The organism is Providencia sp. PROV269 (assembly GCF_028477785.1).
GTDB lineage: Bacteria > Pseudomonadota > Gammaproteobacteria > Enterobacterales > Enterobacteriaceae > Providencia > Providencia rettgeri.
In genome coordinates this window covers 164505-180421 of sequence record NZ_JAMPLV010000005.1, presented here as the reverse complement: position 1 = coordinate 180421, position 15917 = coordinate 164505, and the positions used below count along the sequence as shown (strand labels likewise).

Below are 15917 nucleotides of genomic sequence, written 5' to 3'. Positions count from 1 at the left end.
CTGTCGTTATTCTTATAAAAACGGAACGACATTCCTATATTTTAATGTATGTTATTAAAAAAGGAACGACGTTCCGTTATTTTAAAGGGATAAACATGTTGATAGTGACCATTGATACAGGGACAACGAATACCCGAGTTAGAGCATGGAAAAATAACGCGGTTGTTCGTGAACAAAGTGTTGAAGTTGGTATTAGGGATTGTGCAAAAAATGGCGATAAAACGCTGTTAATTCAATCAATAAAAATAGTACTAGATAAGCTGTTGTTAGGAGTGAGTGCTGAAGAAAGAGAAAATTATCAGCTCGTTGCATCTGGCATGATTACATCCGAAATTGGGCTGTGTCACTTACCTCACCAAGTGACCCCGGTTTCAATGCAGCAACTTGCTAAAGCCACAATGCCTTGTGTTATCAAGGAGATCAGTGAAAAACCGATTATTTTTATACCAGGCGTTAAAAATAACGTGGCAAATATGACGTTTGATTCAATTGAAAGTATAGATGTAATGCGTGGTGAAGAAGTTGAAGTTTTTGGCATTCTAACACAGCAACCGGATCTTGGCCCTGCCTTAGTCATTTTGCCCGGCTCGCATTCTAAGTTTGTACGTCTTGATGAAAATAATAATGTGGTTGCATTGGCAACAACGATGGCAGGGGAAATCTTCGATACATTAACGCACCAGACTATCTTAGCCAGTTCTTTAGAACACCAATTTGTTCAATGTTTAGATAAAGAATATTTACGCAAAGGTGCTGAGCTTAGTCTGCAAGTAGGGATTGCGAGAAGTTGTTTTTCGGTGAGGCTACTAGACCTTTTCACGGAAGCGACACTTGACCAACGCTCAAGTTTTTTATTGGGAGCTATTTTGGCGTCAGATTTACTCGCAATAAAACATAGCCAAGCTCTTAATATTACTAGCGATATAAAAATTGTTATTAGTGGAAAACCTATTTTAGCGGATGCACTTAAAGAGTTAATTAAAAATGATAGTTACTTCACTGGGGAAATACACCTATTAGACGATAAAAAGGAACAGCCTTTTTCTGGATTGGGTGCAATTTCAATATTAAAAGAAACGCAATACAAATAAATATTATTAATGGTTTTTTATTAGGTGATTGTTATGAATTCTAAAAATGAAATACCGCTTATTGCAATATTACGGGGAATAAAACCTGACGAAGTTTTAGAACATATCGCTATCCTTGCAGATGAAGGTTTTAATTATATAGAAATTCCTCTTAACTCTCCCGAGTGGGAAAAAAGTATTCCATTAGCGATTGAAAACTACGGCGATAAATTAAAAATCGGTGCCGGTACTGTGCTCAATAAAAGCAATGTTGAAAAGTTGGCAATAATGAACGCTAAAATTATTGTCACACCTAACATTAACGTTTCTGTGATCACGACTGCTCTTGAAAATAAGATGGAAATATTTCCAGGTTGTGCAACAGCAACAGAAGCTTTTACCGCGATTGACGCTGGTGCTGTTAATTTAAAAATCTTTCCTACTGCGCCTTTTGGGGTTAATTATGTGAAATCGCTGATGTCAGTGATCCCAAAAAATATTGCCATTTATGCGGTAGGAGGTATCACGCCGAATAACTTGCATGAATACCTAAGTATTGGCTGCCATGGTGCAGGGTTGGGAAATGATCTTTATCGAATAGGTCAAACACCAGAGAAAACCAGAGAAAAAGCGAAAGCATTTATATCTGCATATATCGCATTTAAAAATCAAACTAATTAATCTTAAAGAGATATTCAAATGAAATACGATTATGTTTTTAAAAATGCCACTGTAATAGATGGTAGTGGTAAAAGTGAGTTTGTCAGTGATATTGCCGTTAAAGATGAACGGATTATTAAAATATCAAAAAATATAAGTGAAGATGCTGAAAAAATAATTGATTGCTCAGGTTTAATTTTATCACCTGGATTTATTGATGTGCATACTCATGACGATTTAATTGTGATTGATAAGCCTGAATATATCGAAAAAACATCACAAGGTGTAACGACAATTATTGTCGGTAATTGTGGTATCAGTGCAGCGTGTGCAACATTAAAGGACGAAGTTCCTGACCCAATTAATTTATTAGGTGAATTAAGCGAATTTCAATTTGCTGATTTAGCCAGTTATAAACAAAAAATTAATAATGTGAAGCCAACTGTTAATGTCGCGACATTAATAGGGCATACAACCTTAAGAAATAATTGTGTAACAGACTTATTAAAGCCCGCGACGCCAGACAATATCGCTCATATGAAGCAAGTATTGGCCTGTGCGTTAGATGAAGGGGCTTTAGGGCTAAGCACTGGTTTATCTTACGGTAACGCGATTAATTCTTCGACCGAAGAAATTTGTGAGTTGGCTGAATTATTAGCAGAGCATCAGGGAATTTATACCACTCATATGCGAACTGAATATGACGGTATCATTGATGCGATGCATGAAGCCTTCCATATTGGTCGTCATGCAAAAGTTCCTGTGCAAATTTCCCACCATAAGTGTGCTGGGGCAAAAAACTGGGGACGCACAAAAGAAACGCTGGCTCTCATTGAAAAATACCAAGTCATGCAGGATATCAATTGCGATTGTTATCCATATCGTGCGGGTTCATCAAACTTAGATATCACACAAGTTACTGAAGACTATGACATTCTAGTAACTTGGTCGACACCATTTCCTGAAGTCGCGGGCAAGACATTAAAAGAAATAGCCGCAATGTGGAGTAGCGATATTTTCCAAGTTGCAGAAAAAATTGTTCCTGCGGGAGCTATTTATTTCCAAATGCACGAAGACGATGTGCGTCGTGTGTTACAGCACCCAAGCAGTATGGTGGGTTCTGATGGCTTACCACGTGACCCTAATCCACATCCTCGTCTTTGGGGAACTTTCCCTCGAGTTATTAGCCACTATAGCCGTGATGAGCAGCTTTTCCCAATGACCACCGCGATTTACAAAATGACAGGCATGTCAGCACAACGTTTTTCTTTAAAGGATAGGGGCCTTATTCAAGAAAATTATTTCGCAGATATCGTTGTATTTGACCCTGAAAAAATTAATGAAACAGCCACATTCCAAGACCCAAAACAAAAAGCAGATGGCATTGAATATGTGTTTGTTAATGGTGTTCTGACCTATACCAAAAAAGAAATGACAGGGAATAGAGCAGGTAAATTCTTAGAAAGAAATAAATAAAAGAGAGATAAAAATGATTAAAAGATTCGGAATTGAAGGCTCAAAAGGTACTGGCGGGCAATCATTGCCTTTTGCTAAAGCGGTGTTAGCTGACGGATGGCTGTATGTTTCAGGGCAAACACCCATGATTGACGGGGAAGTGATTGATGGCGGAATTATCGCGCAATCTAAATTGGCTATCGAGAATTGTTTAAACATTATGAAAGATGCGGGATTTGCTACGCAAGATATTGTGCATATGAAAGTGGTATTAAGTGATGCGCGCTATTTCCAATCTTTTAATAAAGTATTTCAGCAATTCTTTGCAGATAACCCACCTGCGCGGGTGTGCTTTGTCGCTGACCTTGTCGTCGATTGTATGGTTGAAGTGGATATCACCTGCTTCAACAGCAAATTCAAATCTTAATTGCTAAGGCGATGAGAGGCTACTATGGAACATAATAATTTCTTAATGTGGTTTTTGTTATATGCATTTGTGATGATGTTTGTGGGTTGGTACGTCACAAGGCATCAAAAAACCGGTGAAGACTTCATTCTTGGGGGCAGAAAGCTCCCTATGCTACTCACTCTCGGTTCAACTGTCGGTACGATGGTGGGAACGGGCTCAAGTATTGGTGCAGTCAGTTTTGGTTATTCCAATGGTTGGGCGGGAATGCTGTATGGGATTGGTGGAGCGACGGGGATCTTACTAACGGCTTGGTTATTTGCGCCAGTAAGAAATTATCGCTTTATGACCATGAGTGAAGAGATCTGCTATTACACAGGCGGCAGCCGTTTAGTGAAAAACTTGGTTGCGTTATTAATATTTTTAGCATCGATAGGCTGGCTGGGCGCTCATATTCTTGGCGGCGGTTTATACCTAGCATGGGCGGCAGATATTGATATTACTGTTGCGAAGATCATTATCGCAGTTGGCTTTGTTTTTTACGTGGGGATTGGTGGCTATAAAGCGGTTTCATGGATTGATACACTGCAATCAATTGTTTTATTCCTCGGGTTTATCATTCTAGCGGTTGCTTCGGTAAGCTATGTTGGTGGTTGGGATGTTGTTGTTAAGAGTACAGACCCTGACGCCTTTACTTTATTCGGTATTGGTAAATTAGGCGTTTTACCTGCGATATCATTGGCTGTGGTCATTGGCATTGGTGTATTAGCGACACCGTCATATCGCCAACGTATTTATTCAGCAGCATCAACTAAAGCTATCCGCCAGTCCTTTATTATTACAGGGTTACTGTATATGGGGTTTTCGTTCCTACCTGCGATTATCGGGATGGCAACGCATGTGATGGAGCCGAATTTAGAAAACAGCAGCTTTGCTTTCTTATATGCAACTAATGCTTTACCGCACGTGTTAGCGATGGTGGTATTGATTGCAGGTATGTCTGCCAATATGTCATCAGGCAGCTCAGATGCTATCGCGGGTGTTTCTATTATCCTACGTGATATCTATACGATGGTAACAGGTAGGATGCCTCCACCTGAGAAAGCGATCAATTTATCTCGTATCTTCTTACTTGGCGTCATCTTGTTAGCACTTGTCTTTGCATTAACTTCGAATGACATTATCGGCTACATTACCAAAATGATATCAATGATTATGTCAGGCCTGTGTGTAACCGTGTTATTGGGTAAATTCTGGCATCGTTTTAACTGGCAAGGCTGTATTGCTGCATTGGTTGCGGGGAGTTCAACATCATTAACGATTATCTTGACGCCAGAGTGGTCTGCAAAATTAGGCAACCCAGTAATCCCTGCATTAGCCATCAGTTTGGTCTGCGCGGTTGTTGTGACATTGATAACACCAAAAAATAAACTCAGTCGTGAAGAAGTACTAGAAAATATTACTCACGAGAGAGAAAACACAGCCAAAAGCCAGTAACCAGCAAGTTGAGGGAAAAAAATGACGAAACTGAATGTGTTAGCAGGCGTAGGGCATAAATCAGCCACATTAAATCAGGAAGGTATTTCGGTAAACATTCTACATGAGGATGTGTGTTTGCCTGCGGTGGTAGTGAAGCGTAATGAGCTGGAAAATAATATTGCATGGATGCAGCATTATTCGAATGTGGCGAATGTTTCGTTGTCTCCACATGGTAAAACCACCATGACGCCTGCCATTTTTAAACGACAAATTGCTCAAGGTGCATGGGGGCTAAGTGTAGGAACAGCTTATCAAGCCAAGGTGGCAGTGGAGTCAGGTGTTCAGAATATCATTATTGCGAATCAAGTCGTGGGTAAAACCAATATTCGATTACTTGCAGAGTTAGTGCAATTAAATCAAGCCAATATTTATTGTTGTGTTGATAGCGTGATTCATGCAAAACAGCTGGCGGCTATTTTTTCATCGTTAGATTTAGCCATAAATGTGCTGATTGAGTTAGGGGTTAATGGTGGACGCTGTGGATGTCGAAGTGAAGAAGAAGCCATCATATTGGCAAATGAGTTAACCAAACTCCCTTCTTTAATGATTGCTGGCATTGAATTCTATGAAGGCGTTATTCATAGTGATGATGCTCAAAAGGATATTGAAGAGATACAGCAATTTTTACAGCGAGTGTTAACCACCAGTCAAAAACTGGATAACTTAGGTGTATTTGCACGTTATTCAGGGGAGCTATTAATAACTGGGGCAGGTTCAGTTTGGTATGATCTGGTCAGTAAAAAAATGGCAGAGTTTCATCTTTCTAAACCTATTCGGTTTGTGATCCGCCCTGGATGTTATATTACACATGACCACGGTATTTATGATGAAGCTCAGAAAGCATTGAAAGTTAGAGATAGTATGGCCTGCCAGTTAGATGGCGATTTGATGCCAGCGATGGAAATTGTGGCATTAATTCAGTCAGTACCTGAGAGGGGACGAGCGATTGTTAATTTTGGCAAAAGAGATGTCGCCTTTGATGCAGGTTTGCCTCAGCCTCTAATGCAATACCGAGAGGGGAAGCCTGTCTATTTTCAAACTAATAGTGCGAAAACAGTTGGTTTAATGGACCAACATGCCATTTTATCTTTTGATGAAAATTGTGATTTCCAAGTTGGTGATATACTGGCATTTGGGACATCTCATCCCTGTATTACATTTGATAAATGGAAAGTGATTTATCTTGTTGATGATAAATATGATGTTATAGAGGAAATGCCAACCTTTTTCTAATGTTGAGTTATTAACTCACTTTATTTTAAATCGGTCACCTGTTTTAAGTGGCCGATTTTTTTATTCATCACATTCTTGTGATCGAATTCATAACAAATTGTGCATTTGCACAATTATATTCAATTTTTAACATTGAAAACTAGTCATTCTTACAATGCCTTCCTGATAAGTGAATTATATAATTTTATTAAATCAAAAAGTCTAATTGATATTCATTTTGTTGGTTAATTGGGTGGTAATAAAAATGACAGTTAAAATCGTGTTTCTCGATCATGAAACTTTCCCCGAAGGAATAAATATTAAGAAAATAAATAAAGAATATAGTTTAGAACTGTATGGGAAAACATCGGAAGATGAAATTATTGAGCGAGTAAAAAATGCAGACATTATTATTACCAATAAAGTAAGAATAACTAAAAAAGTTATTGAAGCTGCAAAGAGACTTAAATTTATTTCTGTCGCTGCAACAGGAACGGATGTGATTGATATTGGTGCTTGCAATGAGCGTAATATATTAGTTTCTAATATCAGGAATTATGCAATAAATACAGTTCCTGAGCATACGTTTACCTTGATTTTAGCCTTACGTCGTAGCTTATTAGCCTATGCACAATCAGTACGAAATGGTCGCTGGCAAGAATCAGGTCAATTTTGTTATTTTGATTATAAAATTAATAACTTAGCTGGCTCGACGCTTGGTATTATTGGTGATGGTGTCTTAGGTAAGGCAGTTGCTGATATCGCAAAAGTTTTTGGTATGAAGGTGTTATTTTCCACATACAAGGGCACGAATAATATGGGCCCACTATATACACCTTTTGAAGATGTTATTGCGAAAAGCGATATTATTTCTATTCATTGTCCATTACTCAAATCCACCAAGGATTTAATTAGCTTTCCAGAATTCGAACAGATGAAACCGTCTTGTATTTTAATTAATACTGCACGAGGTGGGATCGTTAATGAAGAAGCATTATATGGCGCTCTAATAAATAATAAAATATTAGGTGCTGGGTTTGATGTTTGTATTTCAGAACCACCTGAAAAAGAAAGTTATATGATGAAGTTAACTCAGTTATCAAATTTTATTCTTACTCCTCATATCTCATGGGCTAGTTTTGAAGCCATACAAACCTTATCAGACATGATGATGGACAATATCGAAGCCTTTTTATCTGGCCATCCTCAAAATTTAGTTAATTAATTCACTCATTGATTTAAAGAGGTCATCAATATGTTTTTAGGAAAAGAAATCCGTTTAAAAAGATTATTAAATAAAAAATCTAGCCGTCTTCTTGCAATTACCATGGATCATCCGATTACACGTGGTGTATTACCGGGAATTGGTGATATTAAATCCGTCATGAAACAGGTTGTTGCGGGTGCACCTGATGCTATTACGATGCATAAAGGTATTATTGAAAAAGTTTATCCTCCATATGTTGCTTCCGATGTTTCTATCATCATGAAAGCGACAAGTTACTCCATACCTTACCATGAAGCTTATGACACACCCGTTGCTGACGTTGAAGAAGCCATTCGTTTAGGAGCAGACGCAATTTCAGTCGGCTGTATTATGGGCGGGCCAGAACAGGCACAGCAATTGACATTTTTAGGCCAAGTATCGAAAGCCGCTGCTTCCGCAGGACTGCCTTTAGTCGCACACATTTATCCAAAAGGCCCAATGATTGAAGACAGTTTTGATGCGAAAAATCTCGCTTACTGTGTTCGCGCAGGCGCTGAGCTAGGTGTCGATATCATCAAAACACTCTGGTCTGGTTCCCCTGAGACATTTAAATCTGTCGTTGATAGTTGCCCAGCTATGGTTGCTTTAGCTGGTGGTGATATGGGGAGCGATCTTGTTAGCTTCCTAACAAATACACGTAAAGCATTAGATATTGGTGTTGGTGGTGTGACATACGGGCGCTTTGTATGGCAGCACGAAAACCCAACAGCAGTCATTAAGGCTCTGAATGCATTAATCAATGATGATTGTTCGGTTGACCAAGCTATCGCGGAATATAAGCAAGCGGGTGGCAAATAACCAACGGTCATAGCTGTCATGCATGGGGAGGAAAAAATGAAAGCAGCGGTATTGTATGCGCCTAATGAACTTAGAGTGGCAGACGTTAAATATCCACAAGTTGGTAAAGGCGATGTGGTTATTAAAGTCAAGGCAGCCGCGATTTGTGGAACTGACGGACGGATTATTTCCGGTAAAAAAACCAAAGGCGTGCGTTACCCTTCTGTAATAGGGCATGAATTTTCAGGGGAAATTGTCGAAGTCGGTGAAAATGTGACTGACCTAAACGTCGGGGACGCAATCGCTGTTGACCCTGTCGTGCCATGCCGTTCTTGTGTTTATTGTCGTATCGGTAAAGAAAATGTCTGTTTAAACCGCCAAGCAATCGGTTATGAATTTGATGGCGCTTTTGCGGAATATGTTCGAATACCAGAGGTTGCTTTGTCATCGGGTAATGTCTTTAAGATACCGAAAGGGATGTCTTTTGAAGCCGCAGCATTAGCTGAGCCGTTAGCTTGCTGTATCAATGGACAAAAAAATGTGGGTATTGAGCTTGGTGATACGGTGGTCATTATTGGTGCGGGGCCTATCGGGTTAATGCATGTGCAACTTGCGCGTTTCTCAGGTGCGAAAAATATTATTGTTAGTGAACTCAATGAACAACGCCAACAGGCTGCGTTAAATTGCGGTGCCACACGTGTCATCAATAGCCAGCAAGAAAACTTACTGGATGTAGTAAAAGGCTTGACGGAAGGGGTGGGCGCAGATGTGGTGATTATTGCTATTGGCATTCCTGGATTAGTTAATCCCGCATTGGAACTCGCTAGAAAAGGAGGACGAGTTAACTTGTTTGCCGGCTTTTCAAAGGATGATATGGCGCAAATTGATGTCAATATTATTCACTACAACGAGCTTATTCTTACAGGAGCCAGTGCGTTAAGTCGAGAAGGCTACCAGCAAGCCTTGACACTGATTTCTTCGGGCTTAATTGATATCGAGAAATTAGTGACTCACCGATTTGCTTTAGATGAGATCAACGAGGCCATGGCAACCGCTCAAAAAGGTGACGCGATTAAAATTATTATACATAACAATTAAAAGCAGGCGTTGGAGGCAGCATGATGGACAGTGTCTATTTGGGAATTGATGCAGGTAGCAGTAGCGTGAAAGTTTGTGCATTTAATTTCCATGGAGAATTATTGGCAAAGGCTTCACGTGATACCAATATTATTTCCAAATCTCCCAAAAATCATGAAATTGACTTAAATGACTTTTGGAAAAAGACCGCAGATGCAGTTAAAGAAGTGACTTCTCAAGTAAAGAATATCGTATCTGTGAGTTTTTCTGTTGCTTGCCCAACGCTGGTTTTATTGGATAAACATCATAAGCCTGTTGCAAATGGGATTACTTATCTTGATGGGCGTTCCGAAGGTTTCATACAGCAAACACTCGGGGAAAATATAACGCATGTTCGGGCACTTTCTTGTAATAGTCCAAGTCCGTCTGCATGTTGGGTGGGAACGTTAGGATGGCTACAAGAACAACAGCCGGAATTAATGCAAAAAGTTCATAAGGTCGTTCTACTTAATAGCTTTTTATCTTTAAAGTTAGGAAGTCAAAAAGCCGCCATTGACCCGACCCAAGCCGCGTATTCTGGCGCAGTCGTTTTGTCTAAAGCACCTAAGTGGTCAAAAGAACTATTAAGGTATTGGAAGTTTAATCACGATATTTTACCGCCAATTTACCAGTGCACTTCTGTGGTTGGTAAGGTGAGTAAAGAAGCCGCTCAAGAAACGGGGTTGAAAGAAAATACGCCAATTATTTTAGGGTCGGCAGATACTGCTGCTGCTGCATTTGCCGTTGGGTTACTTGACCTTGAAACAGCTTTTGAATCAACAGGAACATCAGGAGTCATTACGTTTTGCTTAGAAGAGCCGAACTTTGATCCTCGTTTTATGAACCGATATCACATCGTTCCCAATCAATGGTTGGCCCATGGAGCGATGTCGACAACTGGGGGGACATTCAGTTGGCTAAACCAGGCGGTTTGGCCGGAAGTTAATGACCATGAACAGTTGGAGATATTTTCAAAATCATCAGTACCTGGTGCTAATGGCTTAATTTATCTGCCTTATTTAGCTGGAGAACGTAGTCCTATTTGGGATGTTAATGCATCGGGAGCATGGATAGGCTTACGGCTAAATCATACTCGCGATGATATGGTCAGGGCGGCATTTGAAGGTACAGCATATGGTTTAAAACAGATTTTGAATATTGCTAATGAAAAATGGGGAGTGATATTAGATGAATTACTCAGCGTAGGGGGAGGATCACGTAATACGTTATGGACTCAAATTAAAGCGGATATTCTTCAGGTTGAATATAATATTGCCCAAACAGCAGATGCAGCGGCTTTTGGCGCGGCAATGGTTGGTGCGACAGGAGCCGGTTTTTTCTGTGGCATTAATGACCCTGATTTACCGATTATAAAAACAGAAGATATCACATTCACACCAAATCAAGATAAAAAAACACAAGATACTTATAACAAGCAGTTTAATATTTACAATGGGCTGTATCCTTTATTAAAAGAAACAATGCATAGCTTGTCGAGTAAATAAAATTAGTTGAAGTAAGTTTAAATTAAATAACGTTCCTAAATGTTAATTTTAATGAATTAGCAGGGATCGTTTCATTCTTAAAAAAGCAGGTAATAAAACGTGTATTAAATAATAAACTGCTCTGGAGCGAAAATAATGATAAATTCAAATCCGATTAGGCCAAAGACGAATTATCGTTGGGTGGTATTAGCCCTGATTTTTATCGTCTATGCTGTAAATTATGCAGACAGAAGTAATATTGGTGCGGTTCTACCTTTTATTACTGATGAGTTTAAATTAACTAATTTAGAAGCGGGCTCTCTCGCGAGTATGTTTTTCCTCGGTTATGCTTTATGTCAAATACCCGCAGGCTTTTGGATGGCGAAACGTGGGATAAGAGGTATGGTGTCATTATCCATTCTCGGTTTTTCTGCCATGACTTGGTTTATTGGCTTAGCCCAATCTGCCTTTGCAATTAAGTGGTTGCGTCTTGGCCTAGGTATGGCCGAAGCACCAACTCCTGTCGGGCTAACGTCGACAATTAATAACTGGTTTCCAGCAAAAGAAAAAGCAACCGCCACTGGCGTTTATATTGCTTCAACGATGTTTGCTCCGATTATTGTTCCACCATTAGTTGTTTGGATTGCATTAACTTATGGATGGCGTTGGGTCTTTATTCTGTTCGCTATTCCCGGTATTTTTCTTGCAATTATTTGGTATTTATTTGTTAGAACAAAACCAGAGGAAAGTCGTTTTGTTTCGCAAAGTGAATTAGATTATATTCGTGCCGATAATTCAGAAATTGCAGAAAAGAAAATAGAAGGCAATATTGTTCTGAGTCCTAAATTTAATACGCTAGATAAATTTATTCGTGTTAAATCAGTCACTCCATTAAGTTCAGCTTCCCAAATATTTAAATCTAAAAATATTTGGTGTAATACTATTTCTTATTTCATGATGGTCAGTATTTTATATGGAATATTAACCTGGATACCTTCTTATCTGGTAAATGAAAAAGGCTTTTCATTTATGAAAATGGGCTTTGTTGCATCAATGCCATTTGTTGGTGGGTTTATCGGCTCGATTTTTGGTGGCTGGATCTCTGATAAAGTTTTTGGTCGTCGTCGCAAACCCACCATGCTTTTTACCGCAGTAGCGACGATTGCGATGATGTTAGTGATGTTGAATGTACCCGAAAGCACGAGCGCAGTTGCACTTGCCCTTTTCTCGGTTGGTTTGTTCTTGAATATTGGCTGGCCTGCATTTACTGCTTATCCAATGGGAGTCGCTGATAATAATAACTATCCAATTGCGATATCTGTTGTAAATAGTGGAGGAAACTTAGGTGGCTTCGTTTCACCTATGATGGCAGGGTTATTGTTAGATATGACCGGTAAGTTTGATGCTGTTTTCTCTTACTTTGGTATCTGTGCGGTGATTGGCTTAATTATGATCCTCTTACTCGATGAACCGAAATAATAAAAAGTCGTATCAGGTGGGCGAGTACCCACCTGAATTTTTAACTTATTGATAATAAAAATTTCTAAAGGATTATTTTTATGAAAATAGTCATTGCACCTGACTCATTTAAAGAGAGTTTATCTGCATTGAAAGTCGCAACGGTTATTGAAAACGGGTTCAAAGAGGTTTTTCCGCATGCAACTTATGTTAAGTGCCCTATTGCGGATGGTGGTGAGGGTACAGTTGTCACGATGGTTGAGGCTACCAATGGGGAAATCTATCATCTTGATGTTATTGGTCCTTTAGGTACGAGTGTTCAGGCATTCTATGGTTTATCTCAAAATAAACAGCAAGCATTTATTGAAATGGCTGCGGCAAGTGGGCTAGAGCTAGTCCCTATTGAATTAAGAAATCCATTACTAACGACATCATATGGCACAGGAGAGTTGATAAAGGCCTGCCTAGATACTGGGGTAAAGCAGATTATTATTGGTATAGGTGGAAGTGCAACCAATGATGGCGGAGCAGGAATGTTGCAAGCACTTGGGGCCAAATTATTAGATTCTCATGGGCAACAAATCAAATTAGGAGGGCAAGCACTTGCCGATTTAGCGAGTATTGATGTCAGCACAATGGACCCGAGGATAAAAGCGTGCCAATTTAGTATTGCTTGTGATGTTTCGAACCCATTAATAGGGAGAAATGGCGCATCTGTGATATTTGGCCCTCAAAAGGGGGCGACAAATGAACATGTTGAAATGTTAGACAAAAATTTAGAACATTTTGCAGATATCATTAAGCGAGATTTGCATGTTGAAGTTCATTATATTGCAGGAGCCGGTGCTGCAGGAGGAATGGGAGCAGCCTTACTTGCTTTTCTCAAAGCGGAACTCAAGCCTGGCTTCGATATTATTGCACAAACCTTGAACCTTGAATCACACATGGTAGGAGCAAATTTAGTTATTACAGGTGAAGGGCGGTTAGATAGCCAAAGTTTAAATGGCAAAGTGCCTTTTGGCGTCGCTCAGTTAGCGAGAAAACATAAAATACCCGTTATTGCCATTGTTGGAAGCCTTGGTGATGATCTCAGTCATTTACAACAATATGGTATTGATTCAGCGTTTAGTATTTTACATAAAATTAGTTCACTAAAAGAAGCTTTAAATAATGCTGAAAGTAATTTATTTAATTGTACTAAAAATATTGCGAATACGCTGAATATTAAAATAGATAATAAAAATTGAAATAATAGTTTTAAAATTTAGCTTTGTTTGCTGTATTTTAAATGAAATTTATTTTTCTTGATTTTTTCAAGGAATATTGAATACTGGAGTTAATTAAATTAAAAATAAACATTATTAAAATTTATGATTGGAAAGTTTATTTCTATTTTACAGCACCAGTAAAAGAGGTTGAAATATGTATGATTATTGTCTTACCTCCAAATTAGCGCAAGAAATTGTTGATAGAACCATGAAAATTATTGATTGTAATATTAATGTTATGGATGAAACTGGATGTATTATAGGAAGTGGAGATAGTAATAGATTGGGTGAATTCCATGAAGGTGCATTACTCGCAATAAAGCAAAAGCGAACAGTTGTTATTGATGACGCCACTGCGAATCATTTACATGGGGTTAAACCAGGTGTTAATTTACCTCTTTATTTGAATAGTAAAATTATTGGTGTAATAGGATTAACCGGAGAGCCAACCCAAATTAAACAATTTGGGGAGCTGGTTTCCATGACGGCAGTAATGATGTTAGAGCAGGCAGAGATTTATAACCATTTGAATTTAAACGATCGTTTTAAAGAAGAAATTATTCTAGCGTATATTGAAAATGGAACCATTCCTGATAACATAACTGAATGGTCTAAAAAGCTTAATATTAATTTTTCTATTCCACGAGTCGCTATTATTATTGAAGTAGATAGCGGACAATTAGGTGTAAATAGTGCATTTAGTGAATTACAAGAAATTAAAAAATTAATAGAGTATAATAATCCTGATAACTTAGTCGCTATTCAATCTTTGACGGAAATTGTCTGCTTAACTCCTGCATTAAATAAGTTCAATCGCTGGGATATTGACACTGCAAAAAAGAAAATTTTAAAATTAGAATCGGATATTCTTAAATTATTTAAATTACAAGTGAAAATATCATTAGGTAATTTCTTTTTAGAACCTGCAGAGGAATCAATTAAAAAATCATATGAGACAGCTAAAATTACCATGCAAGTAGGGAAAGCTAAAAAACCCCAGTTAAAAATTTATTGTTACCAAGATATCATGCTACCGGTATTATTATACGGGTTAAATTTTAAATGGTCTTCAGAAGAACTATTAAAACCATTGAATACATTATTACATGAAGATTCTAATGGTGTATTGATTAAAACATTAACAGTCTGGTTTAAAAATAATTTATTATCTCGTGAAACAGCTAAAGAATTATTTATTCATAGAAATACATTAGATTATCGTTTAAAAAGAATATCTGAGATAACAAAATTAGATCTACTAACGATTGAAAGTAAGGTTCTATTGTATGTTGCTCTACAGCTGAAAAATTAATCCAATAACACTATTGATGATCATCTCTCATGGAGTAAGAGAAGAATATGTTAGCCTTGTTGGCAATCGCCTCAAACTCTGACGCCACGAAGTGGCAGTAAAATTTCTACTTCTTATCTTATATTTTGACTAGTTAGAGACTATCTGCCGACCCACCGATGCTTAGAGCATGATATGGCTTCTTGCCTACTCACATGTACCATCTCAATGAATACCCTATCAAGAAAATAAAGACGTATTGACATCAAACTAAGCTAGCATAGATTGTTCTTAATCTGATTGAGATCAATCTATTTTATATTTGACTCAATAATATCTACTTTCATCATATTTTAGTTCCTTTGTTCTTGAGTAGTACATTAAGTTTTTAGCTACCTACAAATGCGAAAATAAGTATGTCGATAATGTTAAAAATAAAGATGAATTATGTTTTACTTGATTAGTGTTTTTACTTAAATGTAGGGTCTCTATATTTAATTTCACTATTATGTCAGTGATGTAATTATCGATAACAATTTAAGATATCATACTTACTCATTGTGAGTTTTCTAATAAATTATTTTATCTAACTTATCTTAATTAAATGGGTTAATTTCATTATGAAATAATTCAATTGTTATTGAAAATATTTTTTTTGAAATTTTCAGGTCTTAAGATAAGGTTTTTGTATTTATAAATTAATTAAAAATTACCTTTAATTACCTTTTGAAATATTTTGTAATGCCAAGGTTTTTCTCGATCATGCCTTTTTTTAAATTTTCACTTAATTGTTTCTATTTTTATTTTAATTTAAAAAAATGTTTTATGATATTGTTCTTTTTTCGCTGATTTCTATATTTTTATGTATGTTAATTGTTGGCTATATATTTGATATTGCTACCATTATTTTTATT

General features: G+C 37.6%; 13 protein-coding genes. All 13 read left to right on the top strand.

Annotated features, from left to right (window positions below; genetic code table 11):
- Positions 1-95: 95 nt before the first annotated feature.
- The 13 genes from PR683_RS08820 to PR683_RS08760 all read left to right on the top strand — a co-directional run bounded on the left by PR683_RS08820 (position 96) and on the right by PR683_RS08760 (position 15024).
- Positions 96-1091, top strand: a complete 996-nt coding sequence (locus PR683_RS08820; RefSeq protein ID WP_162617356.1) for a 2-dehydro-3-deoxygalactonokinase — start codon at positions 96-98, stop codon at positions 1089-1091.
- A gap of 33 nt (positions 1092-1124) precedes the next feature.
- Entirely contained in the window at positions 1125-1751 is a 627-nt protein-coding gene (locus PR683_RS08815; RefSeq protein ID WP_115168032.1) for a 2-dehydro-3-deoxy-6-phosphogalactonate aldolase, read from the top strand.
- An 18-nt stretch (positions 1752-1769) separates the two neighbouring features.
- Positions 1770-3206, top strand: a complete 1437-nt coding sequence (locus PR683_RS08810) for an N-acyl-D-amino-acid deacylase family protein (RefSeq protein WP_109912748.1) — start codon at positions 1770-1772, stop codon at positions 3204-3206.
- Between the two features lie 13 nt (positions 3207-3219).
- On the top strand, positions 3220-3612 hold the full coding sequence (locus PR683_RS08805) for a RidA family protein (protein ID WP_004259329.1): 393 nt from the start codon (positions 3220-3222) through the stop codon (positions 3610-3612).
- A gap of 24 nt (positions 3613-3636) precedes the next feature.
- Complete coding sequence (locus tag PR683_RS08800) at positions 3637-5088, top strand: sodium:solute symporter family protein (protein WP_004907804.1); 1452 nt, start codon at positions 3637-3639, stop codon at positions 5086-5088.
- A gap of 21 nt (positions 5089-5109) precedes the next feature.
- Complete coding sequence (locus tag PR683_RS08795) at positions 5110-6363, top strand: amino acid deaminase (protein ID WP_272571176.1); 1254 nt, start codon at positions 5110-5112, stop codon at positions 6361-6363.
- Between the two features lie 244 nt (positions 6364-6607).
- Entirely contained in the window at positions 6608-7567 is a 960-nt protein-coding gene (locus tag PR683_RS08790) for a D-2-hydroxyacid dehydrogenase (protein ID WP_117162595.1), read from the top strand.
- 30 nt (positions 7568-7597) lie between these two features.
- Positions 7598-8407 carry a class I fructose-bisphosphate aldolase gene (locus PR683_RS08785; RefSeq protein WP_196718271.1) on the top strand — a complete coding sequence of 270 codons (810 nt, stop codon included), beginning with the start codon at positions 7598-7600 and terminating at the stop codon, positions 8405-8407.
- Between the two features lie 36 nt (positions 8408-8443).
- The gene (locus tag PR683_RS08780) at positions 8444-9484 is read left to right on the top strand and encodes a zinc-dependent dehydrogenase (RefSeq protein WP_272571178.1); all 1041 of its coding nucleotides are present in this window, start codon (positions 8444-8446) and stop codon (positions 9482-9484) included.
- Positions 9485-9504: 20 nt separating this feature from the next.
- Positions 9505-11007, top strand: a complete 1503-nt coding sequence (locus PR683_RS08775) for a xylulokinase (protein WP_272581749.1) — start codon at positions 9505-9507, stop codon at positions 11005-11007.
- 135 nt (positions 11008-11142) lie between these two features.
- Entirely contained in the window at positions 11143-12465 is a 1323-nt protein-coding gene (locus PR683_RS08770) for an MFS transporter (RefSeq protein WP_004907815.1), read from the top strand.
- 80 nt (positions 12466-12545) lie between these two features.
- The gene (locus PR683_RS08765) at positions 12546-13691 is read left to right on the top strand and encodes a glycerate kinase (RefSeq protein WP_004907817.1); all 1146 of its coding nucleotides are present in this window, start codon (positions 12546-12548) and stop codon (positions 13689-13691) included.
- A 175-nt stretch (positions 13692-13866) separates the two neighbouring features.
- Positions 13867-15024, top strand: a complete 1158-nt coding sequence (locus PR683_RS08760; RefSeq protein WP_272581748.1) for a sugar diacid recognition domain-containing protein — start codon at positions 13867-13869, stop codon at positions 15022-15024.
- Positions 15025-15917 lie beyond the last annotated feature (893 nt).

Excerpts from the sequence above, each read along its gene's own strand:
- PR683_RS08820 (WP_162617356.1), top strand. The coding sequence starts at position 96 with ATGTTGATAGTGACCATTGATACAGGGACAACGAATACCCGAGTTAGA.
- PR683_RS08815 (WP_115168032.1), top strand. The coding sequence starts at position 1,125 with ATGAATTCTAAAAATGAAATACCGCTTATTGCAATATTACGGGGAATA.
- PR683_RS08810 (WP_109912748.1), top strand. The coding sequence starts at position 1,770 with ATGAAATACGATTATGTTTTTAAAAATGCCACTGTAATAGATGGTAGT.
- PR683_RS08805 (WP_004259329.1), top strand. The coding sequence starts at position 3,220 with ATGATTAAAAGATTCGGAATTGAAGGCTCAAAAGGTACTGGCGGGCAA.
- PR683_RS08800 (WP_004907804.1), top strand. The coding sequence starts at position 3,637 with ATGGAACATAATAATTTCTTAATGTGGTTTTTGTTATATGCATTTGTG.
- PR683_RS08795 (WP_272571176.1), top strand. The coding sequence starts at position 5,110 with ATGACGAAACTGAATGTGTTAGCAGGCGTAGGGCATAAATCAGCCACA.
- PR683_RS08790 (WP_117162595.1), top strand. The coding sequence starts at position 6,608 with ATGACAGTTAAAATCGTGTTTCTCGATCATGAAACTTTCCCCGAAGGA.
- PR683_RS08785 (WP_196718271.1), top strand. The coding sequence starts at position 7,598 with ATGTTTTTAGGAAAAGAAATCCGTTTAAAAAGATTATTAAATAAAAAA.
- PR683_RS08780 (WP_272571178.1), top strand. The coding sequence starts at position 8,444 with ATGAAAGCAGCGGTATTGTATGCGCCTAATGAACTTAGAGTGGCAGAC.
- PR683_RS08775 (WP_272581749.1), top strand. The coding sequence starts at position 9,505 with ATGATGGACAGTGTCTATTTGGGAATTGATGCAGGTAGCAGTAGCGTG.
- PR683_RS08770 (WP_004907815.1), top strand. The coding sequence starts at position 11,143 with ATGATAAATTCAAATCCGATTAGGCCAAAGACGAATTATCGTTGGGTG.
- PR683_RS08765 (WP_004907817.1), top strand. The coding sequence starts at position 12,546 with ATGAAAATAGTCATTGCACCTGACTCATTTAAAGAGAGTTTATCTGCA.
- PR683_RS08760 (WP_272581748.1), top strand. The coding sequence starts at position 13,867 with ATGTATGATTATTGTCTTACCTCCAAATTAGCGCAAGAAATTGTTGAT.